This window comes from Xanthobacter aminoxidans (assembly GCF_043193615.1).
GTDB classification, from domain to species: Bacteria; Pseudomonadota; Alphaproteobacteria; order Rhizobiales; family Xanthobacteraceae; genus Xanthobacter; species Xanthobacter aminoxidans.
In genome coordinates this window covers 841,201-862,950 of record NZ_JBAFUS010000001.1, presented here as the reverse complement: position 1 = coordinate 862,950, position 21,750 = coordinate 841,201, and the positions used below count along the sequence as shown (strand labels likewise).

Here is a 21,750-nt window from a genome sequence, read left to right as displayed (position 1 = left end):
TTGCGCGGCCCCGAGCGCCGCATTCGGAGATCGCATCATGACTGACGTGCTGAATTTCGGGCAGATGCTCGCCGCCCACGCGCGCCTGTCTCCCGAGCGGATCGGTGCCCGCGACCTGGAGCGGGAGATGAGCTTCGCGCTGTGGAACGCGCGGGCCTGCCGCCTCGCCAATGCCCTGCTCGGGCTTGGCCTCGTCAAGGGCGACCGTGTCGCGGTGCTCGCCTACAATTGCATCGAGTGGGTGGAAATCTACGCCGCCACCGCCAAGGCCGGCCTGGTGGCGGTGCCCATCAACTTCCGCCTCACCGGACGGGAAGTGCGCTTCATCGCCGAGAATGCCGACGTCGCCGCCCTCATCGTGCAAGATGCGTTGGCGGGCGTGGTGGAAGAGGTGCGCGCGGACCTGCCCATCGGCGACGACCGCATCATCCATTTCGGTTCCGGGCCGGCGCCCGCGGGCTTTCGCGATTACGAGGCGCTGCTCGCCGCAGCCTCGGCGCGCGAGCCCGGGCAGGTGGTGCTGGAACATGATCCCTGGACGCTCATGTACACGTCCGGCACCACCGGCAACCCGAAGGGGGCCATCCGTAGCCATCGCGGCAGCGCGCTGCTCGCGCTCACCACTGAGATCGAGCTGGGTATCCACCGTAAGGACGGCGCCTTGCTGGTGATGCCCATGTGCCATGCCAATTCGCTCTACTTCTTCGGCGCCTTCGCCTATTGCGGCGGCACCATCAACATCTACTCGCGGGCGAACTTCGATCCCGAGCATTGCGTGCGCACTTTGGCGGAAAGCGGCGCGAGCTTCACCTCGCTGGTGCCCACCCACTACGTGCTGATGCTCGGCCTCTCCGGTGCCGAGCGGGCGCGCTACGACCTCGGCTCGGTGACCAAACTCATGGTGTCCTCCGCCCCCGCACGGCCGGACACCAAGCGCGCGGTGATGGAGATGTTCCCCAATTCCGGCCTGTTCGAGCTCTACGGCGCGACAGAGACCGGCTGGGTGACTTTCCTGCACCCCCACGAGCAGTTCTCCAAGCTCGGCTCGGTGGGGCGCGAGTGCATCGGCTCGGCGCCGATCCGCCTCCTGGACGAGGACGGAAACGAGGTGCCGGACGGCGGCGTGGGCGAACTCTTCTCGCGCACGCCCTACACCTTCGATGGCTACTGGCGGCTGCCGGAAAAGACCCGTGAGGCCTTCCGCGGCGACTATTGCTCGGTAGGTGACATGGCCCGGCGGGATACGGACGGATACATCCATCTCGTCGACCGCAAGAGCAACATGATCATCTCCGGCGGGGAGAACGTCTATCCCTCCGAGGTGGAGCAGGTGCTCGCCTCCCATCCGCAGGTGCGCGACGTGGCGGTCATCGGCGTGCCGGACGGCAAATGGGGCGAGCGCGTCCACGCCGTCATCGTCACCGAGAACGGCGCCTCGCTCTCCGAAGCGGCGCTCGCGGAATGGGTGAAGGATGGACTCGCCGGCTACAAGCGCCCGCGCTCCTTCGATTTCGTCCGCCATGAGGACATCCCGCGCAACGCCACCGGCAAGGTGCTCTACCGCGAGCTGAAGACCCGCTTCGCCCGCGAGAAGGTCTGATCCTCCAAGGTTCGCCGCATCAGAACAGCGCCGCGCGCCCGCGCAGGCGCCAGGGAGAACGTCCATGAAGGTCTCTGCCGACAGCGTCGCCGCCATGGTGGCCAAGGTGTTGAAGCAACGCGGCGTGAAGCGCGTGTTCGCCCTGTGCGGCGGGCACATCATGCCGCTGTGGATGCGTCTCGACGCCGAAGGCATCGCCATCATCGATGTACGCGACGAGCGCGGGGCGGTACATATGGCGCAGGCGCATGCCGAGCTGACGGGCGACCTGGGCGTTGCCCTGGTGACGGCCGGCCCGGGCGTGACCAATGCCATCACCGGCATCGCCAATGCCAATGTCTCGCGGGCACCGGTCCTGATCCTGTCCGGTGCCTCGCCCCGCCCGCAGGAGAACCGCGGCGGCCTTCAGGACATGGACCAGAGCCAGCTGCTGCGCCCCATCACCCGCTATGCCCGAACCGTGCGTGAGCCTTCGCTGGCGCTCGCCGAGCTGGACGAGGCGATCTCGTGTGCGCTCGGCGAAGGCGGCGTGCCCGGCCCCGCCTTCATCGACTTCCCGGTGGACACCCTGCGCGCTTCGGTCCCCGAGGCGCTCCGGATGGCGGAGCACATGACCGCCAAGCCGCGGGTGCGCGCGCTGCCTGACCCGGACCGTATCGCCGCGGCGGTGGATCTCCTGTGGAGCGCACGACGCGTGCTCGTCATTTCCGGTCGCGGCGCGCGGCAGGCGGGGCCCGAGCTTTCCGCATTTCTCGACCGGCTCGGCGCGGTCTATCTCGACACCGGCGAGAGCCGGGGCGTGATCCCGGATGACCACCCTGCCGTCATCGGCGCCATGCGCGGCGCAGCCATGGGCGACGCCGACGTGGTGCTGACAGTGGGACGCAAGCTCGACTTCCAGCTCGGCTTCGGGTCGCCCGCCGTGTTCGGCGCCGCGCAGTTCGTGCGCATCAGCGATGCCGCCGCCGAGGTCCGCGACAACCGGCGCGGGGCTGTGGAGATCGTCGCGGACGTGGCGGCCACGCTCGGTGCGCTGGTCGAGGCCGCCGGCAATCGCGCGTCCGCCATCGATCCGGCCTGGGCGGGCAAGCTGCGTGACGGGCATCGGTCTCGCGCGGCGAAGCTGCGCCAGTCCATGGCCGCCGCCCCCGCCGGCGCCGACGGCCGGCTCCACCCCAATCGCCTGCTCGCTGCCTTGCAGGACGCGGTCGGCCGCGACGCGGTGGTGATCAATGACGGCGGCGATTTCCTCGCCTTCGGGCGCGTTGGCCTCAGCGCCGATGCCATGCTCGATCCCGGGCCGTTCGGCTGCATCGGCGTGGGGGTGCCCTACGGCATTGCCGCCAGCCTCGAATATCCCGACAAGCCGGTGCTGGTGGCGACCGGCGACGGCGCCTTCGGCTTCAATGCCATCGAGATCGACACCGCGGTCCGCCACAAGGCGCCGGTGCTCATCGTCGTCGCCAACAACGGGGCATGGCAGATCGAGGTCCATGATCAGGAGGAGACCCACGGCAAGGTGGTGGGCACGCGCCTCCAGCATTCCGACCACGCCATGATGGCGCGGGCCTTCGGCATGCATGGCGAGCGCGTGGAGCGCGAGGAGGACCTCGCTCCCGCCATCGCCCGCGCGCTGGCCAACCGGCCGGCATTGCTGGATGTGGTCGTGACGTCGGACGCGGTGTCCTCCGATGGCAAATCGGGCCTCGCCTGGGTGCCCGATCTCCAGCCCCTCGCGGCCTGGGACGAGGCCGAGCGGGCGTGGCGGCAGGGATGAAGCCAGCGCCGCTCTCGCCGCTCACCGCAGAGCGGCGCCGCCGTCAATACGGCGCTCTGACGTAAGAGTAGGTCGACTTCCAATTCGCTGATATTTGGATTCCGCATCGAATGACCGCACACCGAAGGACGTTCCCATGAGTGGCGCCGAAGTCTTTTTCGTTTCAGCAGCGCGTACGGCCATCGGTGATTTCGGGGGAAGTCTGAAGGACCTGGCGGCAACGACGCTCGGCGCGCATGCGGCCCGCGCCGCCATATCCCGGTCCGGCCTTGCGGCCGAGGAGATCGGCCAGACCGTGGTGGGCAACGTCATCCATGGCGAGCCGCGCGACATGTACATCTCCCGCGTGGTGGCAATGGAGGCGGGCGTGCCGAAGGAGGCGCCGGCGCTCACGGTGAACCGCCTGTGCGGCTCCGGCCTCCAGGCGATCCTCACCGCCGCCCATGCGATCATGCTCGGCGATGCGGAGACTGCGCTCGCGGGCGGTGCCGAGAGCATGAGCCGTGCCGGCTACCTGCTGCCGGGCGCGCGCTGGGGTCAGCGCATGGGCAATGCGCAGGCGGCGGACATGATGGTGGGCGTGCTGACCGATCCGTTCGGCCACGGCCACATGGGCGTGACTGCTGAAACCGTGTCGCAGCGCTATGATGTCAGCCGGGACGCGCAGGACGCCGCCGCGCTCGAAAGCCACCGGCGGGCGGCACACGCCATCTCGGCGGGCTATTTCAAGGACCAGATCGCCCCCTTCGAGCTCTCCGGCCGGAAGGGCACCGTCATTTTCGACACCGATGAGCATGTCCGGCGGGAGGCGAGCCTTGATGATTTCACGCGGCTGCGCCCGGTTTTCGCCAAGGGCGGAACCGTCACCGCCGGCAATTCGTCCGGCATCAACGACGGGGCGGGCGCGGTCGTCCTCGCTTCGCGGGAGGCGGTCGCCAAGCGTGGTCTGACGCCGCTGGCGCGCCTCGTCTCCTGGGGGCTGGCGGGCGTCGATCCCGCCGAGATGGGGATGGGCCCGGTGCCGGCTGTGCGCACTGCGCTCGCACGCGCGGGCATTGGTGTCGCCGACCTCGACGTGATCGAATCCAATGAGGCTTTCGCCGCTCAGTCCTGCGCGGTCGGAGCGGCGCTCGGTTTCGACCCGGCCAAGGTCAACCCCAATGGCGGGGCGATCGCCCTCGGCCATCCCGTTGGGGCGACCGGGGCCATCCTGACCGTCAAGATCCTCCATGAGCTCAAGCGCATCGGCGGCAAGTACGGGCTTGTCACCATGTGCATCGGCGGCGGGCAGGGCATCGCCATGGTCGTCGAGGCGGCCTGAGGCATCCTCGACGACCATGAGCGGGTGGGCGGGGCAACGCCGCGCGCCCATCTGCTCGTCCCTCAGGCGCCGGCCGCGATGGTGTCGAGCCGGTCCTTCAAGATTGCCGGAATGCGCACCCCGGCATCTGCCGTCTGGCGCCGGGCGGCGGCGCGGCGGGAGCCCGGCAGCCGTGCGCCCTCCTGCTCCACGATGGCCGCGAACAGGTGGGCGAGCCGCGCTGCCGCATCGGGGCCGGCCAGCGGGCCGGGGTCCACGGCGATGAAGAACTGCCCGGTGCGCGGCGAGCCGCCCGCATTGTCGGCGAAGGAGGAGGCGTCGATGGAGAGGTTCGCCCCCGTGATCCAGGCTGCGAACAGCTCCACGATCAGCGCCAGCCCCGCGCCCTTGTGACCGCCGGAGGGAACCATGGTGCCGCCGTCCAAAGCGGCAGCTGGATCGTCCGTGGGATTGCCGTTCCGGTCCAGCGCCCAGCCCAGCGGAATCTTCTGGCCCCGCTGCTGATGCACAACGATTTCGCTCTTGGCGATGACGCTGGACGACTGGTCCAGCACCAGCGGATCTTCGCCGCTGCGGGGCACTGCGAAGGCGACCGGATTGGTGCCGAACACCGGCTTCGTTCCGCCCACCGGGGCGATGGAGGCCGGCGCATTCACGAAGCCGAGCGCCATCAGGCCGGCTTTGGCGATGCGCTCCACATGGTAGCCCACGACGCCGCAATTGTAGGAATTGGTCACGGCCAACGCGGCGATGCCCTGCGTCTTGGCCGCTTCGAACAGGGCCGGCAGGCCGAGGTCGATGGCGGGATGGGCGAAGCCGTCCCTTGCGTCCACGCGGACAAGGCCCGGCCGGGGGCGGGTCAGTTCCGGCATGGCCTTGCCGTCGATTTTTCCGACCTTGGCATGGGCGCAATAGGTGGGCAGGCGGGCGAGGCCGTGGCTATGGACGCCCTCGGCCTCGGCGGCCACCACCGAGGCGGTGACCGACAGGGCATTGGCCGGGCTGACACCACAAGCGGTCAGCGCCCGGAAGGTCAGGTCCTCCACCTCCTTGAGGCTGAGGCAGGTCATGGGCACGGAAGACGCGGCGCTCACGCCGCCTCTCCCTTTTCCGCCGCGCGGGCATAGCCATAGAGGGTGCGGGCGGCGTCCTCCGTCACAAGACCCTCGGCGATGTCTTCGGCGATGCGTGCCGGATCGCGATCCGCCGGGTCGCCGAAGCCGCCGCCGCCGGAGGTCTTGATAGTCACCGTGTCCCCGGCCTGCAGCGGAATGCCCGAAACCTTGGAATTGAGGCTCACGGCGGAGCCGTCCGCCCGCGTCACGGTGGTGGAGGAGAGGGAGCCGGGCTTTCCGCCCTTGATGCCGTAGGGCGGGAAGCGGAAGCGCTCGAAATTGGTGGAGAGGGAGCCCTGCGGTGCTTCAAGCCGGAATTCGCGCACGAGGCCGAGCCCGCCGCGGTTCTCGCCCGCGCCGCCGCTGTCCGGCAGAAGGCCGTAGCGGGTGAAGACCACGGGATATTTCGCCTCCACCATCTCGATGGGCGCGTTGGTGTTGTTGTGGAGGCCGCAGGACAAAGCGCTCGCGCCGTCTCCGCCCGCATGGCCGCCCCAGCCGCCCACCTCGATGTCGAAATAGACCTGCCGCTTGGCATTGGGCCGCACCAGCGAGACCGCATAGACGTAGGAGATGGCGTAATAGGCTGCCGGGATGCGCTCCGGCGCGATCTGGGCGAGGGCCCCGAACACGGCGGTGGCGATGCGGTGGTTCACCACCATGCGCCCGGCCACGGGGGCGGGGAATTGCGCGTTCACCACGCTGCCTTCGGGCAGGGCCACCGTCACCGGCCGGTAGCAGCCGGAATTGGCAGGGATGTCCGAGCCGAGGGCGGCGAGCAGCGCGTAATAGACCGCCGAGCAGGTCATGGCCGGGGTGTTGTTCACCGGGCCGCGCACCTGCGGGCTGGAGCCGGCGAAGTCGAGGGTGATGGCATCGCCCGCCTTGGTGATGGTCACCTCAAGGCGGATGGGCTCCTCCGACTGGCCGTCGTCGTCCACCGTCTCCACGAAGGAGGCGGTGCCGTCCGGCAGCGCGGCGATGGCCGCGCGCATCATGCGCTCGGAGCCATCGAGAATGGCTGACATGGCGGCGGACAGCGTGTCGGCGCCATACTTGCGGGCGATGCGCGCCACCGCCTTGGCGCCGATGCCCAACGCCGCGATCTGGGCGTTAAGGTCGCCGCGCGTCTCCTCCGCCTGTCGCACGTTGTAGAGCAGCATCTCGAACACGCCGGTGTTGAGCGTGCCCTTCTCCACGAGGCGCAGCGGGGGAATGCGGATGCCTTCGTGGAAGATCTCGGTGGCCGCCGCGTAATAGGAACCGGCCGCGCCGCCGCCCACGTCCACATGGTGGCAGAGCGTGCCGACGATGGCGACGCGCTTGCCGTCCACGAACACCGGGCGGAACGTCTGGATATCCGGCAGATGCTGGCCCCCGGCATAGGGATCGTTGGTGACGATGACGTCGCCCTCATTCCAGCTTTCGAGCGGAATGAACTTCTCCAGCACGGCCTTCAGACAGTCGGACATGGAATTGAGATGCACCGGGATGCGGGCCGACTGGGCGATGTTGCGGCCCTCGGCATCGAACACGGCGGTGGAGAAGTCGAGGATCTCGCGCACCACGGTGGAGCGGCTGGTGCGCCAGATGGTGAGGCTCATTTCCTCGGAGGCCGCGACCAGCGCATTGCGGATCACCTCGAGGCGGACGGGATCGATGGTTGTCATGATTTGAGTGTCCTCAAGGTATCAGTGGCGCTGGGTGCGCTCGGCCACGAGCGCGCCGGTGGCATGGGAGCGGATGGTCCAGCCGGCGGGCAGGTAAGTGGCGGTGTAGACCTCCTCCACCACGGCGGGGCCGGCGATGCCCTCGGCGGTCACCGCCTCGCGGGCCACCACGCGGGTATCCACGAAGCCGCCCCGGCCATAGACGGAGCGGGACTTGTCCGCGGCGGCGACGCCCGCCACCGCCGGAGCCGGCGTGGGCTTGGCGAGGCGGCCGATGGCGGAGAGCCGCAGCGCCACCACCTCCACCGGCACGGCGGGCTCGTCATAGGAGAAGCGCTGGCGGTGCAGCGCGTGGAAGGCAGCCGTGGCGCGGGCGATGCCGTCGGCCGAAAAATCGGCCTCCTCCAGCGGCACGCGCAGGTCGAAGGCCTGGCCCTGGTAGCGCAGGTCCAGAGCCCATTCGAAGCCGCGATTTTCGGCCGCGACGCCATCTTCCGCCAAGAGCCGGTCGCCATCCTGCGCCAGCTGGACGGCACGCTGGGCGAGGCTGTCGCCGAGGTCCGCGAGCAGCCCGATCTGCGTGGAGGAGAGGTCGTGGGTGATGTCCGACCACAGGATGCCCCACGCCGAAAGCGTGGAGGCATGGGCGGGGAAGATCACCTTGTTCATGCCCAGCTCCTCGGCCACCTCGCAGGCATGGACGCCACCGGCGCCGCCGAAGGAGAGCAGCGCGAAATCCTCCGGGTCCATGCCCTTCTCGAACAGGGACAGGCGGATGGCGGTGGCGAGGCTGGAATTGGTGACGGCGATGACGCCCGCCGCCGTCTCCTCGGCCGAGAGCTTCAGCTTGCCGGACACCTCGTCCGCCGCCCGCGCGGCCGCTGCGCGATCAAGGCCCATGCCGCCGCCCATGAAGCTCGATCCGTCGAGACGGCCGAGCAGCAGATTGGCGTCCGTGACGGTGAGGCGCTTCCCGCCGCGGCCGTAGCAGGCGGGGCCGGGCTCGGCGCCCGCGCTGTGGGGACCGATGCGCAGGCGTCCGCCGTCATCCACCCAGGCGATGGAGCCGCCACCGGCGCCGATGGTGCGCATCTCGATCATGGGCAGGCGCACGGGCAGGCCGTCCACCTCGCCTTCGTTGACCATGGAGACATTGCCTTCGTGCACCACGGACACGTCGAAGCTGGTGCCGCCCATGTCCACGGCAACGAGGTTCGGTTCGTCGAGCGCCACCGCCAGGCGCTTGGCCGCCGCTGCGCCGCCGGAGGGGCCGGACAGCAGCAGCCGGGCCGGCTCGCGTCCGGCCTTGGCAAGGCCCGCCACGCCGCCGTTGGACTGGACGAGATAGACCTGCGTCTGCGGCACCTCTTCCTTCAGCTTGCCGGCGAGGCGGTCGGTGTAGGTCTTCACCACCGGCACCAGCAGCGCGTTCAGCGTGGTGGTGGACATGCGCTCGTATTCGCGCAGCTCGGGGGAGATGTCGGAGGAGAGCGAGATCTCGATGCCCGGCAGAAGGTCGCGCAGGATGGTGCCGGCCTGCTGCTCATGCGCGGGATTGGCGTAGGCGTTGAGGAAGCAGACGGCAACGGACTTTACGCCGGCCTGCTTCAGCTGGCCCGCCAGCGCCCGCACCTCGGCCGCGTCGAGGGCGGTGATGATGCGCCCGTCGGCGCCGATGCGTTCCTTGAGTCCATAGCAGAAGCGCCGTTTCACCAGCGCCGCCTGGGGCGAGGCGGTGATGGCATAGACATCGGTGCGGCCGTGGCGGCCGATCTGCATCACGTCCTCGAAGCCGGCGGTTGTCACCACCGCACCGAGGGGCAGCTTGCGCTCCAGCACCGCATTGGTGGCGATGGTGGTGCCGTGCAGCAGGTATTGCACCTCATCCAGGGAGAAGCCGAAGCGCTGGCTCGCCTGCTTGATGCCGGTGAGCAGGCCGATGGACGGATCGGACGGGGTGCTCGGCGTCTTCATCTGATGGATCTCGCCGGTGCGCCCGTCGAGGATCTCGATGTCGGTGAAGGTGCCGCCGATGTCCACGGCGATGCGGATGGAGGGGGTGCTCATGAGGTCACTCGATATCTGGATGAAGGGGTGGGTCAGATGAGGCCTTCGGCGGAAAGGCCATCCACCAGGGACGCGAAGGCGGCGCGCACCATGTAGAACTGGGCGCCCACCACGGTGACGGAGACGTCGTGCGCCTTGGCGAAGGCGCGCTCCGGCTGGGTCCAGCACGGCATCACCCAGGGCTTGCCGGCCGCCTTCGCGGCAGCGGCGATGCGGGCGATGTCGGCCTTGTCGGCGTCGGAGAAAGTGTAGCGCTCGTTGCCCGCCGCCATGGCGAGGTCCGTGGGGCCGGCGAACAGGCCGTCCACCGTCGGCAGGGCCGCGATGGCCTCCACGTCGGCGAGGGATTCCCGGCTCTCGATCATCGGCCAGCACTTGACCCGGGCGTTCTCGTCCGAGGCGTAGGTGGGCGAGGCGGGGCCGTACATCACCGTGCGGCCACCGGCGTAGGAGCGCACCCCGAGCGGGGGATACTTGGCCGATGCCGTCACCTGCCGCGCATGGTCCACGCCGGCGATGTGGGGAATGATGACCGCATCGGCGCCGAAATCGAGCGCCTGCTGGATCGGCTCGGTGAGCGGGCCCAGCACCTTGGCGTAGACCTTGATGCCCAGCGCCCGGCAGAAGGGGATCACCCGGTCGAGGTCGTCGAGGTTGAAGGTGCCGTGCTCGATGTCGAGCACCACGGCGGTGAAGCCGGCGTCCCGCGCGATCTCGATGTGCGGGAAGACCGGGGCGGTGAGCCAGAAGGCGAAGGAGGCGAGGGAAGAGGTCACGTCAGGGCTCCAGGCGTCAGGCAAGGCTCTCCCGTTCCCGCGCAAGGCGGGTCAGCGGCAAAGCGGTGGGGAGGGGCCGGCGTCAGCCGCCGGCCGATGTCATTTCACGAAGGTCCGTGTGAGGCCGGCGGTGCGGTCCACGACCAGCACGACGGCGAGGGTCAGCACCACGAGCAGCACCGAGATGGCGGCCGCCATGGGGTCCGCCTGCTGATCCACGTGGTTGTACATAGCCACCGGCAGCGTCTGCAGGCGCGGGCCGGTCATGAACAGGGAGAGCACCACCTCGTCGAAGGAGACGAGGAAGCACAGCGCGGTGGTGGAGACGAGCCCCGAGCGCATCATGGGCAGGGTGACGCGGAAGAACACGGTCAGCGGCCGCGCGCCGAGCATTCCGGCCGCCTCCTCCACCGTGAGCGGCAGGTTGGCCAGCGCCGTGGAGAGCACCCGCACCGCATAGGGCAGCGTGACGATCAGATGGGCGGCCACCAGACCCTGGAAGGAGCCGATGAGGCCCATGGGCGCGAACACCAGCAGCAAGGCGAGGCCGAGCACGATGGTGGGCAGGAGGAGCGGCGCCGAGAACAGGTTGGCGAGGGCTTCCGCACCGGGCGGCTTGAGGCGCACCAGCGCATAGGCCGCCGGCAGGCCGATGCCGAGCGACAGCACGGTGACCACGAAGGCCAGCGCGAGGCTGATCCAGAAGGCGTTCATCATCACCGAATTGGCGAAGATGGCGCCATACCACTTCACGCTCCAGCTGGATGGCGGGAAGGCCATGAAGTCGTCGCCGCTGAAGGAGATGGGAAGCACCACCAGCAGCGGCGCCAGCAGGAACAGGAACATCAGTCCGGCGGCGATCTTCAGGGCCGGGGAGACGGGGCGTTCGTCCATGTCTCTCCTCCTCAGGCGATGCGCCGCAGGGCGCGGGCGTAGAGCGTGAGGGAAATGCCGAACACCACGAGCACGATCATGGACAGCGCGGCGGCGAGCGGCCAGTTGAGGGTCACGATGGCCTGGTCGTAGATCTCGGTGGCGAGCAGGAACACGCGCCCGCCGCCGAGCAGCTTCGGCGTGACGAAGGAGGAGATGGCGAGCACGAAGCACAGGAGCCCGCCCAGCGCCATGCCCGGCGCCGTGAGCGGCAGCACCACCCGCCAGAAGGTCTTGAGGGGCGAAGCGCCCAGCGTCAGGGCCGCCTCCTCCAGCCGCGGATCGAGCCGGCCGAAGCCCGAGAGCAGCGCGAGGATCATGTAGGGCATCAGGATCTCGGTGAGGCCGATGACGACGCCGGTGAGGTTGAACATCAGGCGCGGCGGCTCCGCCATGCCGAGGGCCATCAGCGCGTTGGCCACCAGTCCCCGATCGGAGAGGATGGCGATCCAGCCATAGGTGCGCACCACGGCGGAGGTGAGGAGCGGCGCCACCACCAGCACCATCAGCACGGTCCGCCACGTGCCGGTGGAGCGGTGCAGGTAGAGCGCGATGGGGTAGGAGGCGATCAGCGTCAGCACCGTGATGAGGAGGCTGACGCCGACGCTGTTGGTGATGAGCTCCAGGGTGAAGCTGTCGGTGAGGGCGTTGGTCCAGGTGTCCAGATTGTAGCCCGTGCCGAGTGCGCCGGAGGCCTGCGCCTCGCGGAACGACATCTTCAGCAGGTTCACCACCGGCCACAGGAAGCCGATGGCATTCACCACGGCGATGGGCAGCAGCAGGGCGCTGGCCGTGCCGAGGGGGCCGAGCCGTCGCGGCTCCGTGTGGGAGAGGGCAAGGCTCGTCATGACGCGGGGTACACGAACGTGTCCTGGGGGCGCCAGGACAGGGTGACGGGCGTGCCGGTGGCGAGCAGGGCCTCGCCGCCGCGGGTGGATGCCTCGGTCTTCAGAAGGGTGCCTGCGGCCTCCACCTCATATTCGAGGATGTCGCCGGCGAAGGTGGCGCGGGTCACGGTGCCGGAAAGCTGGTGCAGCCCCGCGTCGGCCGGCGCCGGGCCGGTGGAGAGAATCATGCGGTGGGGCCGCACCATCACATCCACGGGGCCGTCAAAGCCGGGGGCGGAAACGGTGATCCCCGCCACCTGCGCCACACCGCCGGAGGCCCGACCGGGCAGGCGATTGATGCGGCCGACGAAGCCGGCCACGAAGGCGGTCTTGGGATGCTCGTAGATCTCGTGGGGCGTGCCGACCTGCTCCAGCCGGCCGTGGTTCATCACCACCACCTTGTCGCAGATGGTGAGGGCTTCCATCTGGTCGTGGGTGACGAAGATGGCGGTGATGCCGAGCCGCTTCTGGATGTCGCGGATCTCGGTGCGCATCTCGTCGCGCAGCTTGGCGTCGAGGTTGGAAAGCGGCTCGTCCAGCAGCAGGATGGAGGGGCGCACCACCAGCGCGCGGGCCAGCGCCACGCGCTGCTGCTGGCCGCCGGAAAGCTGGGCCGGGCGATGGTGCTCGCGGCCGGTGAGGCGGACCATGGCGATGGCCTCCTTCACCCGCTGCGCCGCTTCCGCCTTCGGCACCTTCCGCATCTCCAGCCCGAAGGCCACGTTGCGGGCGATATCCATGTGCGGGAACAGGGCATAGGACTGGAACACCAGCCCCATGTCCCGCTTGTAGGGCGCCACGCCGGTCAGGTCGCGGCCGTCCACGACGATATGGCCGGAGGAGGCGGGGACCAGCCCGGCGATCATGCGCAGCGACGTGGTCTTGCCGCAGCCCGACGGGCCGAGGAAGGCGACGAGCTCGCCCTTGGCCACATCGAGATTGAGGTCGTCCACCGCGGTGAAATGGTCATAGCGGCGGGTGAGGCCCCGCAGGGACAGGAAGCCCTGTCCCTGCGCCAGGCGCGTCATCTCGGCGGGCTCGGCGTGGATCATGGCTGCCCTCACCGGCTCGCCGGCAGGACGCGGCGGCGCCACTGCTCCGCGATCTTGTCGCGCACCTGCGCGAGGGCGATCCAGTCCACCGACATCACCTTGTCGAGGTTCTTCACGGCGGTGCGGTCGAGCGCGGCGCCGGTGATCTCGGCCTTGGAATTGGTGGGCGCGTAGAACATGGTCTCGGTGAAGCTCTTCTGCGCTTCGGGGGAGAGCGCGTAGTTCACGAAGGTCTTCGCCGCATCGGCCGCGGGGGCGCCTGCCACCAGATTGATGGTGTTGATCTGGAAGATGGTGCCTTCCTGCGGGATGGTCGCCTTGATCTTCCCGCCGGACTGCTCGCTGTTCACTTGGGCGCGGGCATTGTAGCCGACGCCCAGCGCCGCCTGTCCGGTGATGATGGGGGCGTAGACCTCGGGCTTCGGCTCCCACGTCTGCACGTTGGGCGCGATCTCGGCCACGGCGGCGAGGCCCTTGTCCACGTTGGCGAGATAATCGGTGCCGCCATTGGCCTTGTTGAGGATCAGCACGAGGCCGAGGCCCTGGATATCAGGCACGCCGGGGATCACCACCTTGCCCTTGTAGGGCGCCTTGGCCATCTCCATCCAGGACTTGGGGGCCTCCTTCACCTGCTCGGCATTGTAGAGCAGCACGAGGTTGTCGAAGGTCACGCCCACGCCGGCCACGCTGGGGATGCGGGCGTTGGGGTAGAGATCCTTCACGTTGGGGATGTTGGTCTCGTCGATCTTGGTGAAGAGGCCTTCATCCGTGCCGGCCTTGGAGACGGACACGTCCATGATCACCACGTCCGCCTGCGGCGCGGCCTTCTGGGCGCGCAGATTGCCCAGCATGGCGGCGGAGGAGGGCAGGGGGAAGAAGGTGACCTTGATGTCCGGATGCGCCTTCATGAAAGGCTCGATCACGGCCTTCGTGTAGCGCTCCTGGAACAGGCCGGAATAGGCCATCACCGTCAGGTTGGTTTCCGCCGCGGCCGGACCAGCCATGAGGCCGGCGGCGAGGAGGCACAGGGTTCCGAACTTGTGTGCTGCGTTCATCTCGTTGTCCCTCTGGAAAGGTGACCGGGCCGCTCGGGCGGCCTCTCGTGAAGTGTTGAATCAGCGGTTGTACGGGCTCAGGCGGAGAGGAGCTTCGCCTCCACCATGGCGCGGGCGCCGGAGATGTCGGGAAGCTTCTCGCCGGCCGCGAGGCGCGACAGGAGGACGACCTCCGCCTCCTGCATGGCGATGGCGCGGGCCGCGACCGCCGGCGCCTCGGCCGGCTTCAGCACCACCACGCCGCTCTCGTCGCAGAGCACGGCGTCGCCGGGCGAAACGGTCTGGCCGCCCACGTTCACCGGCACGTTCAGCGCGCCTTCGAGGCCGAGCAGCTTGGTGGTGATGGGCGAGGGGCCACGGCACCACATGGGCATGTCCACGCGCACGATCTCGGAGAAGTCGGTGGCCGGGCCGTCGATGACGCCGGCCGTCACCCCGGCCATCTTCATGGCATTGGTGATGACGCCGCCCCAGCAGGCGTGCCGCGCATCGCCGCAGCGCTCGATCACCACCACGTCGCCGGGGCGCACATAGGCGGTGAGATAGTGCAGCAGGGTGGAATCGGCATGGGGAATGCGCAGGGTCACCGCGGTGCCGGCCACCCGCTTGCCCGGCAGAACGGCGCGGATGTCAGGGTCGACGAAGCCGGAATGCAGCACGTGGCCGATGGTCGCCACCTCGCACTTCTCAAGCTCGGCGACGAGGTCCGGCGCGATCTGCTCCGGCATGGGGTTGACGATGAACATGGGGCAGGCTCCGCTCAGGCGAGGACGTGATGGCGGGCAACGGGAACGTTGGCGCGCACCTTGCCGGTGTAGGAAAAGTCGAGGCGGGCGGAGGTGAAGCCCACCCCATCCGAGCACTGGGCGGCGATGTGGCCCCAGGGGTCGATGACCATGGAATGGCCCCAGCACCACTTCCTGCCACCGGCATGCGAGCCGGTCTGGCCCACCGCGAGGAACCACGTCTGGGTCTCGATGGCGCGGGCGCGGGCCAGCACTTCCCAATGATCCTTGCCGGTCATCAGGGTGAAGGCGGCGGGCAGCACGATCACATCGGCGCCCTTGTCGGCCAGCTTGCGGAACAGTTCGGGGAAGCGGATGTCGTAGCAGATGGCGCAGCCGACGGTGGTGTCGCCGATCCTGTACGTCACCACCTCGTCGCCGCGGCTGACCGTGTCGGATTCGCGGTAGACCGTGCCGCCGGTGATCTCCACGTCGAACAGGTGGATCTTGCGGTAGCGCGCGATCTCGCTGCCGTCCGGGCCGAACACCAGGGTGGTGTTGTAGAAGGCGTTGCCGTCTTTTTCGGCGACGCTGCCGGCATGGATCGCCACCTTCAGGCGCCGTGCGAGGCCGGACATGAGCTGGTAGGCCTCCCCCTCGGGGAAGGTCTCGGCGGAGGCCTGAGTCTCCTCGGGCGTGTCGCCGAGGCAGGCGTAATATTCCGGCAGGACCACAAGGTCGGGACGTTCGAGAGCGACCGCGTCCTCGATCAGGGCCTTGGCAGCGCTGAGGTTCGCCGCCTTGTCGCCCTGGCTGTTCATCTGGATGAGCGAAACCTTCACGCACCTGCCTCCTTGCTGGTGAGGCAAGCAGAGCAGAGCCACCAAGGTCCGACAAACGCGAAATAATTGTCCGCCGTGACAAGCAATGCTTATGAGAGCGGCATAGGCGGGGGCTGCTTATTCCGTGTGCAGTGCAGCATGCCCGTCGAGGGGGGCGCCGGCGGCGATCGTGGCGGCCATGTGGGCGATTAGGCCGGGCAGGGGGCTGCCGGGTTCGTCACGGAAAATGGCGTGCAGGTTCAGCGGCGGAATGCGCGCATCCACCTCCAGCAGAACGAGTTCCTCCCGCTCCAGCATCTCGGCAACGACCACATCCGGCAGAACCGCGACGCCCATGCCGTCGCGGACGAGGCGGGTGATGGTGGCCAGCGAGTTGGAGTTGAGGATGCGGACGAGGTGCGGGTCGAGGCCGGAGGATTCCACCAGCTTCTGCACGTTCTGGTGCGGTTGCGACCCGCGCGAGAAGGCGAAGATGGGCTGGGTCACGATGTCCTCCAGCAACAGCCGGCGACCGTGCAGGGCGAGGCGCGGGGAGGCGACCCAGACGCAGCCATAGCTGCACAGTTCGATGTTGCGGCAGCCCGGTGCCAGCACCGGCCCGGCGATGAGCGCAAGGTCCACCTGGCCCTCGAGCAGCATGCGCGCCACCGTGAGGCTGTTGTCCACGGTGAGGTCCAGGTCCACCTCGGGATAGATGGATTTCACATGCTCCACGAGACGCGGCAGCCACGCATAGACGACGGTATCGATGGTGCCGATGGCCACCCGCCCGCGCAGCCGCTGGGGGTCGCCCACGCCGAGCCTGAGATCGGCCGCGAGTCGCACGATGGTCTCCGCCTGAGCCAGCGCCCGCTCGCCGGCCGGCGTGAGGCTGACGTTGCGCAGGTCGCGGTCGAACAGCCGCACGCCGAGGTCTTTCTCCAGCGTCGCGATGCGATTGGAGACGGCCGCCTGCGTGGTGCAGAGCCGGTCCGCCGCGCTGGAGAAGCTGCGCAGCCGGGCAACCCAGAGGAAGGTTTCGAGGAACCTTATGTTCATGCGCCCTGAAGGCTCCCGCCGCGACCGAGGGGCGCGATCATGCCCCTTGCCGCCAGAACTGCAACCTCCGCCTTTCCGGGCGTGAACCGTGGGTGCCGTACGGAAAGGCGGTTGGCATGCCTGTCGTGGCGGGCCGGAGAGTGCGCGCGCACGAGCCACGCGGGGGCTCACAAACAGGCATGCGCTGTGCCGTTTCAAGCCTTTGCGTCGTGCAATTCCAATGATTTGGGACGGTGCTGCGAGAGAGGATTGAAGTTCCCGGCGGGCTAGCCAAAACTAAGCGACCAAAGGATTGCTTCGACCCTACCACAGGGTTGGGGCCTTCTGCCCTTTGCGCTTTGCGACGACCGTCTAGGTATCAAATCCAAGATGCCGAGGAGGCGCCTGGGGGGCTTTGCCGACCGAGGCCACTCTGTTGGGCCAAGATACCCATGAAGAGCCGTCGCCTTTCCTGGGCCTGCCGAGGTGCTGGTGAATAGGCAGGGCGCACCTCGGCAGACTCTGCCCTATTTGGCGGGCGGCGTCGTGTCTGGATCGGGTATTTCCCCGGGCTTGTAGTCCGGCAGGCGTCCGGCGGGAATGATGCTGAGGAGCGCTATAGCGGCCATCAGGAGCAAGCCGATCTTCAGGGCCCTCAGCCGGGATTCTGCGTTCACCACGACAGCGGCCGTGACCTGCTCAGGCGTCGCACCGGCGGTTTCCAGCGTCGTCCTCAGGCGATCATTTGAAACGAAGTTGATGCTGTCGAGATTCACCATGGCCTGAACCTCGGGGGTCAGTTCCGGCGTCGCCGCGACGCGGCCCAGCACGATGGTGGAGAGCAGCCCGACGAGCAGCGCTCCCGCCACGGCCGTCCCGACGGCGGCGGCAAGGTTGTTGGTGGTGCCGCGCAACGAGCCGACATCTCCGGCCAGTTCCTTCGGCGAGGCCGTGACGAGAACGTTGAACACCAGCGTCACCAGCGATCCCTGGCCGATCCCGAAGACGACGAGGCCGAACAGCACCGGAACCGCGCTCCAGTCGTTGCGCACGACGAAGGCGAGCCAGACAAGGGCCACCGTGCAGAGCATGAAGCCGTAGCGACCGATCTGGCGCGGGGTGAGCTTGTCGTAGAAGCGCACGATCAGCATCGCCGAGAAGAACACCGTGAGGTTGAACGGCATCATGGCGATGGCGGTGGCGAGGGGAGAGCGTCCCTGCACGATCTGGATGTAGAGCGGCACGGAGAAGTTCAGCATCGCCTCCAGCGCCACCACCGCGAACATGGCCATCACCGCCGCGCGTTCCTGGCCGGAGGTGATGACCTCCAGAGCCAGCAGCGGCGTCTTCCCGGCTTCCTGCCGGCGCCGGGTCCAGCGCACGAACAACTGTCCCAGCACGATGCCGACCACGATGAAGACCGGCGCGGGCGAAAGACCGGCGATGGTGAAGGGCGCGGCCGGCGTCGCCACCGCGAGGCCCCAGCGGTTGAGGTTGTTGAAGCCGAACGAGATCAGCACGATGGCGGCAGCCGCCAGCACCACGCCCACCAGATCGATCTGCACCTCTGGCCGGCCATGGTCCGCCTTGAGACGGAAGCTCAGGACGAACACCACGGCTGAAAGGACGATGAGGATGCCGAACGCGGGGCGCCAGCCGATGAAGGTGCCGAGAACGCCGCCGATGAGGAAGGCGGCGACACCGGCCGCCGCGCGGGCCGAGCCCAGCGCGCCGAGTGCCGTCGCCTGCTGCGTGCCGCGATAGTTTTCCGCGATCAGCGCCACCAGCGAGGGCACGATGGCCGCCGCAGCCGCGCCTGACAGGCCCTGCGCGGTGATCATGACCGTCGCATTGGGGCTGAAGGTCATCAGCACCTGGGCGCAGCCGAACAGAACCACCGTGGCACGGAATACATTGACCGCGCCAAACCGTTGATTGAGCTTGGCGCCGAGCATCACGAAGCCCGCCACCAGCATGGAATACATCACGATGCCCGTGGCGATCGTGGTGGGCGGCACGTTGAAGCTCTTCACCATGCCGCCCATCGCGACAGGCAGCGAGGCGACGTTAAAGGACATGATCACCTGGCCGAGCGCGATGGCGATCATCGGCACCCAGCTCTCCTTGGCCTCCTGGCCGGGCGGCTGGCCCGCCAGCGATTGCGCCGGGGTCGAACCTGTCATGGGCATTTTCCTTCCGAAATTGTGGTGCTGGTGCGCGGGAGCCGGTGGCGAGGCGGCGCCGTCACTCTTCAGGGCGCGAGACGAACAGATCCATGCCGAGATGCTGGGAGAGGTAGCGCGCGGCCAACTGCCCCTTCACGCTGTTGCCCGCCGCATCGAGCGGCGGGGCGAAGGTGCCGAGGCCGCCCTTGCCCGGAGAGACGGTGACGATGCCGCCGCCGATGCCGCTCTTTCCGGGCAGACCGATCTCGTAGAGCCAGTCACCGGAGGTCTCGTAGAGGCCGGCGGTCGCCATCACGGCGAGGGCGTAGTGGCACACGTCCGGCTCCACCACGCGCTCCTTGGTGATGGGGTTGACGCCGCCATCGGCCAGCGTCGCGCCCATCACCGCCAGGTCGCGCGCGCTCACATTGAGGGAGCATTGGCGCGTGTACAGCTCCGTCGCCTCGTCCGGATCGCTGTAGATGGCGCCGACGCTTTGAAGCATGCGGGCGATGGAGCGGTTGCGGAAGTTGGTCGCGATAGCGGAGGCGTACACCTCTTCGTTCAAAGGAAGCGCGCGGCCGGCAAAGCGCGAGAGCCCGCCGTGGATGAATGCCCACTTCTCCGCGCTGGTCGCGCCGGGAACCAGGCTTGTGGCGGCGATGGCGCCCGGATTGACCATGGGATTGGTGATGCCACCCGGCATGGCCTCGATCGCCGCGAGCGAGTTGAAGGCGCGGCCGGTGGCGTTAGCGCCAAGCTTCGCACGCGCCTGCGAGGGGCCGATGAGTTCGCAGATGAGGGCGAAGATGAACGGCTTCGACACACTCATGATGGTGAATTCGTGCTCGACGTCACCAGCGGCATAGATGCGCCCGCTCGTTCCTGCGACGCAGATGCCGAACAGGTCGCGCGGCACCCGCTCCAGCGCCGGATAGACCTTGGAGTTCTCCCCCTCGTCATTGTCCTTGAAACGCGCGTGAGCCCGCCGCACAAGGCGCTCGACCTCGTCTGCCTCAGGTAGGTGACCTGTGGAAATGTAGGCGGGCGAAGGCAGATCGTCGTCTCTGAACATGAGCGTTTCCTCGTTTTTCTTGGGCGTGTTTTGATGAAGCCTGATCGGGCCTCGCCGAGACGGCGCGCTGCGATTCTCCTTCAAACAAAAGCAAAAACGCGAACGACGGGCAGGTCAGATGCCAATCGTCAAACCGAAGCTTATGCCCGGAGGCAGAGAGTCTCAACCCGCCATTCTTTTTTGAATGATAATGATTTCAGACATATATTGCATCGCGGCGTACTTATACTGTGCTGCAGCGGGGGTTTCATGCGAGGGGCGTTGCTGATATCGCGGATCACCTTGATGCGGGGCCGATGTTCAGGACGTCCGCCTCACGATTTATGGGCCGGCCACTCGATTCTCGCACGCTGCTACCGCCATTTTTCTCGCGAGCGAACCATGCCAATGTGAAGCGGGGCCGTAAACGCTGAATTTGCTTCAGTGCAGCAATGAATTTCAATCACAGGGTGGCGAATGTCTCTGAAGCGCGTTGATCTCAACCTGTTCCGTGTCTTTGATGCGATCATGCTCACCGGCAGCGTGAGCGGCGCCAGCAGGGAACTGGGCGTGACGGCATCTGCCGTCAGCCATGCGCTGGCACGCCTGCGCCTTGCGGTTGGGGACGATCTGTTCATTTATGGCGATGACGGCATGGTTCCGACGGCGCGGGCGCGCGAACTCGCCCCCATGGTTCGCGACGGTCTCGGGCGCCTTGATGAGGCGATTTCGGCGACGCCGTTTTCACCATGCCAGGCCGTGCGAACCTTCCGTGTCGCCGCCAGCGAGTATAGCAGCAGCATCATCCTTCCGGGCCTCGTCCAGCGCATCGCGGAACTGGCTCCCCAGCTTGAACTCCGAATTTTTCCCTACAGCCGCATCGACGTCGTCCAGCATTTGGACGAAGGGCGACTCGACTTGGTAATAGGCTGGTTTTCGGAGCTCCCTGAACGCATCCACCGGTCGCCGCTGCTCAAAGACAAAGAGGCGCTCGTGGCCCGGCGCGGTCATCCACTGGAAGGAAGCGCCGTGACCCGGGAGCGGTTGTTCTCCTACCCGTTCGTTGTGGTGGAACTGACCGGCTCAGGCGATCAGTCCGCCGACGGGTTCCTCGATGAGCGCGGAGTTTGGCGGAGGGTGTGGATCGATCGCCTGCTCATGGAGGCGGACGAAGATGACGCGGCCGTAGCTCATATCGCGGTCTCACTGCCGCACTATGCCTCCGTAGCGGATATCTTGTCGCGTACGGACATGGTGGCCACGTTGCCCGAGCGCTTCGCCCGTCGGCTGGTTGAAGCGGGGCACCATGTGATGCTGTCTCTCCCTCACGCTCCGCAAGAAGCCGTAGTCGAAGCGATCTGGCATCAGCGGGGTAACCGAGATGCTGGCTTGAAATGGCTGTTGAAGCATCTTGAAGATGTGGCGGGTCTAGAAGATTAATTGAAGAGTAATTGAGGTGGGCGCGAGCCTGGTAAGATGCCGCCATTTGGTGGCGTCATAGGTCATCTGCCCTTCAGTGGCTTGGTCATGGTCCGGCGAGGAGCGCGGTGAGCGCTTCGCTGGCGGCAAAAAACGGCACGGAGCGCCCGTCAGCCGGGCGTTAGGGGCCGGGCCCCCAGGGAAGAAGGCGCCTGTGAATCCAGGGGTGGTTCAGTCCGCCGATTTCCCTACGGGCTCTCGGGGCGCCTGCACCC

General features: G+C 67.7%; 17 protein-coding genes. 4 read left to right on the top strand and 13 right to left on the bottom strand.

The annotated features are described in order from the left end of the window. Positions 1-37: 37 nt before the first annotated feature. The 3 genes from V5F74_RS03935 to bktB all read left to right on the top strand — a co-directional run bounded on the left by V5F74_RS03935 (position 38) and on the right by bktB (position 4,698). Positions 38-1,600, top strand: coding sequence for a class I adenylate-forming enzyme family protein (locus V5F74_RS03935; RefSeq protein ID WP_029557812.1), 1,563 nt, complete (start codon positions 38-40; stop codon positions 1,598-1,600). Positions 1,601-1,664: 64 nt separating this feature from the next. Further along, positions 1,665-3,377, top strand: coding sequence for a thiamine pyrophosphate-binding protein (locus tag V5F74_RS03930; RefSeq protein ID WP_374250204.1), 1,713 nt, complete (start codon positions 1,665-1,667; stop codon positions 3,375-3,377). A 136-nt stretch (positions 3,378-3,513) separates the two neighbouring features. Next, a complete protein-coding gene (gene bktB, locus V5F74_RS03925; protein ID WP_394006365.1) occupies positions 3,514-4,698 on the top strand; it encodes a beta-ketothiolase BktB in 1,185 nt (394 codons plus the stop codon). A 62-nt stretch (positions 4,699-4,760) separates the two neighbouring features. Here bktB and V5F74_RS03920 read toward each other — a convergent pair whose 3' ends face one another. The 13 genes from V5F74_RS03920 to glsA form a co-directional block, all read right to left on the bottom strand. After that, the gene (locus V5F74_RS03920) at positions 4,761-5,792 is read right to left on the bottom strand and encodes an Ldh family oxidoreductase (protein ID WP_394006363.1); all 1,032 of its coding nucleotides are present in this window, start codon (positions 5,790-5,792) and stop codon (positions 4,761-4,763) included. Then, the gene (locus tag V5F74_RS03915; protein ID WP_394006361.1) at positions 5,789-7,483 is read right to left on the bottom strand and encodes a hydantoinase B/oxoprolinase family protein; all 1,695 of its coding nucleotides are present in this window, start codon (positions 7,481-7,483) and stop codon (positions 5,789-5,791) included. The genes V5F74_RS03920 and V5F74_RS03915 overlap by 4 nt, the downstream gene beginning before the upstream one ends. A 21-nt stretch (positions 7,484-7,504) precedes the next feature. After that, complete coding sequence (locus tag V5F74_RS03910) at positions 7,505-9,550, bottom strand: hydantoinase/oxoprolinase family protein (RefSeq protein ID WP_394006359.1); 2,046 nt, start codon at positions 9,548-9,550, stop codon at positions 7,505-7,507. 32 nt (positions 9,551-9,582) lie between these two features. Beyond that, complete coding sequence (locus V5F74_RS03905) at positions 9,583-10,326, bottom strand: aldolase/citrate lyase family protein (RefSeq protein ID WP_029557818.1); 744 nt, start codon at positions 10,324-10,326, stop codon at positions 9,583-9,585. 99 nt (positions 10,327-10,425) lie between these two features. Next, complete coding sequence (locus tag V5F74_RS03900; RefSeq protein WP_024279802.1) at positions 10,426-11,220, bottom strand: ABC transporter permease; 795 nt, start codon at positions 11,218-11,220, stop codon at positions 10,426-10,428. A gap of 11 nt (positions 11,221-11,231) precedes the next feature. After that, entirely contained in the window at positions 11,232-12,107 is an 876-nt protein-coding gene (locus V5F74_RS03895) for an ABC transporter permease (protein WP_394006357.1), read from the bottom strand. Further along, positions 12,104-13,198: an ABC transporter ATP-binding protein gene (locus tag V5F74_RS03890; protein WP_394006355.1), complete on the bottom strand. Its 1,095-nt coding sequence runs from the start codon at positions 13,196-13,198 to the stop codon at positions 12,104-12,106. Before V5F74_RS03890 ends, V5F74_RS03895 begins: the two co-directional genes overlap by 4 nt. A gap of 8 nt (positions 13,199-13,206) precedes the next feature. After that, a complete protein-coding gene (locus V5F74_RS03885) occupies positions 13,207-14,253 on the bottom strand; it encodes an ABC transporter substrate-binding protein (RefSeq protein WP_024279799.1) in 1,047 nt (348 codons plus the stop codon). A gap of 77 nt (positions 14,254-14,330) precedes the next feature. Next, the gene (locus V5F74_RS03880) at positions 14,331-14,999 is read right to left on the bottom strand and encodes an RraA family protein (protein ID WP_029557822.1); all 669 of its coding nucleotides are present in this window, start codon (positions 14,997-14,999) and stop codon (positions 14,331-14,333) included. A 14-nt stretch (positions 15,000-15,013) separates the two neighbouring features. Further along, the gene (locus tag V5F74_RS03875) at positions 15,014-15,820 is read right to left on the bottom strand and encodes a carbon-nitrogen hydrolase family protein (RefSeq protein ID WP_394006353.1); all 807 of its coding nucleotides are present in this window, start codon (positions 15,818-15,820) and stop codon (positions 15,014-15,016) included. A 117-nt stretch (positions 15,821-15,937) separates the two neighbouring features. After that, positions 15,938-16,858, bottom strand: a complete 921-nt coding sequence (locus V5F74_RS03870) for a LysR family transcriptional regulator (protein WP_394006351.1) — start codon at positions 16,856-16,858, stop codon at positions 15,938-15,940. A 506-nt stretch (positions 16,859-17,364) separates the two neighbouring features. Further along, entirely contained in the window at positions 17,365-19,020 is a 1,656-nt protein-coding gene (locus V5F74_RS03865; protein ID WP_394006349.1) for an MFS transporter, read from the bottom strand. 61 nt (positions 19,021-19,081) lie between these two features. Next, entirely contained in the window at positions 19,082-20,077 is a 996-nt protein-coding gene (glsA, locus tag V5F74_RS03860) for a glutaminase A (protein ID WP_394006347.1), read from the bottom strand. A gap of 456 nt (positions 20,078-20,533) precedes the next feature. Between glsA and V5F74_RS03855 the strand changes: the two genes are divergently transcribed. Continuing rightward, positions 20,534-21,496, top strand: coding sequence for a LysR family transcriptional regulator (locus V5F74_RS03855; protein ID WP_394006345.1), 963 nt, complete (start codon positions 20,534-20,536; stop codon positions 21,494-21,496). Positions 21,497-21,750 lie beyond the last annotated feature (254 nt).

Bases quoted from the DNA above. Each gene is read 5' to 3' on its own strand.
- V5F74_RS03885 (WP_024279799.1), bottom strand. From the start codon at position 14,253: ATGAACGCAGCACACAAGTTCGGAACCCTGTGCCTCCTCGCCGCCGGC.
- V5F74_RS03890 (WP_394006355.1), bottom strand. From the start codon at position 13,198: ATGATCCACGCCGAGCCCGCCGAGATGACGCGCCTGGCGCAGGGACAG.
- V5F74_RS03895 (WP_394006357.1), bottom strand. From the start codon at position 12,107: ATGACGAGCCTTGCCCTCTCCCACACGGAGCCGCGACGGCTCGGCCCC.
- V5F74_RS03915 (WP_394006361.1), bottom strand. From the start codon at position 7,483: ATGACAACCATCGATCCCGTCCGCCTCGAGGTGATCCGCAATGCGCTG.
- glsA (WP_394006347.1), bottom strand. From the start codon at position 20,077: ATGTTCAGAGACGACGATCTGCCTTCGCCCGCCTACATTTCCACAGGT.
- V5F74_RS03880 (WP_029557822.1), bottom strand. From the start codon at position 14,999: ATGTTCATCGTCAACCCCATGCCGGAGCAGATCGCGCCGGACCTCGTC.
- V5F74_RS03900 (WP_024279802.1), bottom strand. From the start codon at position 11,220: ATGGACGAACGCCCCGTCTCCCCGGCCCTGAAGATCGCCGCCGGACTG.
- V5F74_RS03930 (WP_374250204.1), top strand. From the start codon at position 1,665: ATGAAGGTCTCTGCCGACAGCGTCGCCGCCATGGTGGCCAAGGTGTTG.
- V5F74_RS03870 (WP_394006351.1), bottom strand. From the start codon at position 16,858: ATGAACATAAGGTTCCTCGAAACCTTCCTCTGGGTTGCCCGGCTGCGC.
- V5F74_RS03935 (WP_029557812.1), top strand. From the start codon at position 38: ATGACTGACGTGCTGAATTTCGGGCAGATGCTCGCCGCCCACGCGCGC.
- V5F74_RS03910 (WP_394006359.1), bottom strand. From the start codon at position 9,550: ATGAGCACCCCCTCCATCCGCATCGCCGTGGACATCGGCGGCACCTTC.
- bktB (WP_394006365.1), top strand. From the start codon at position 3,514: ATGAGTGGCGCCGAAGTCTTTTTCGTTTCAGCAGCGCGTACGGCCATC.
- V5F74_RS03865 (WP_394006349.1), bottom strand. From the start codon at position 19,020: ATGACAGGTTCGACCCCGGCGCAATCGCTGGCGGGCCAGCCGCCCGGC.
- V5F74_RS03855 (WP_394006345.1), top strand. From the start codon at position 20,534: ATGTCTCTGAAGCGCGTTGATCTCAACCTGTTCCGTGTCTTTGATGCG.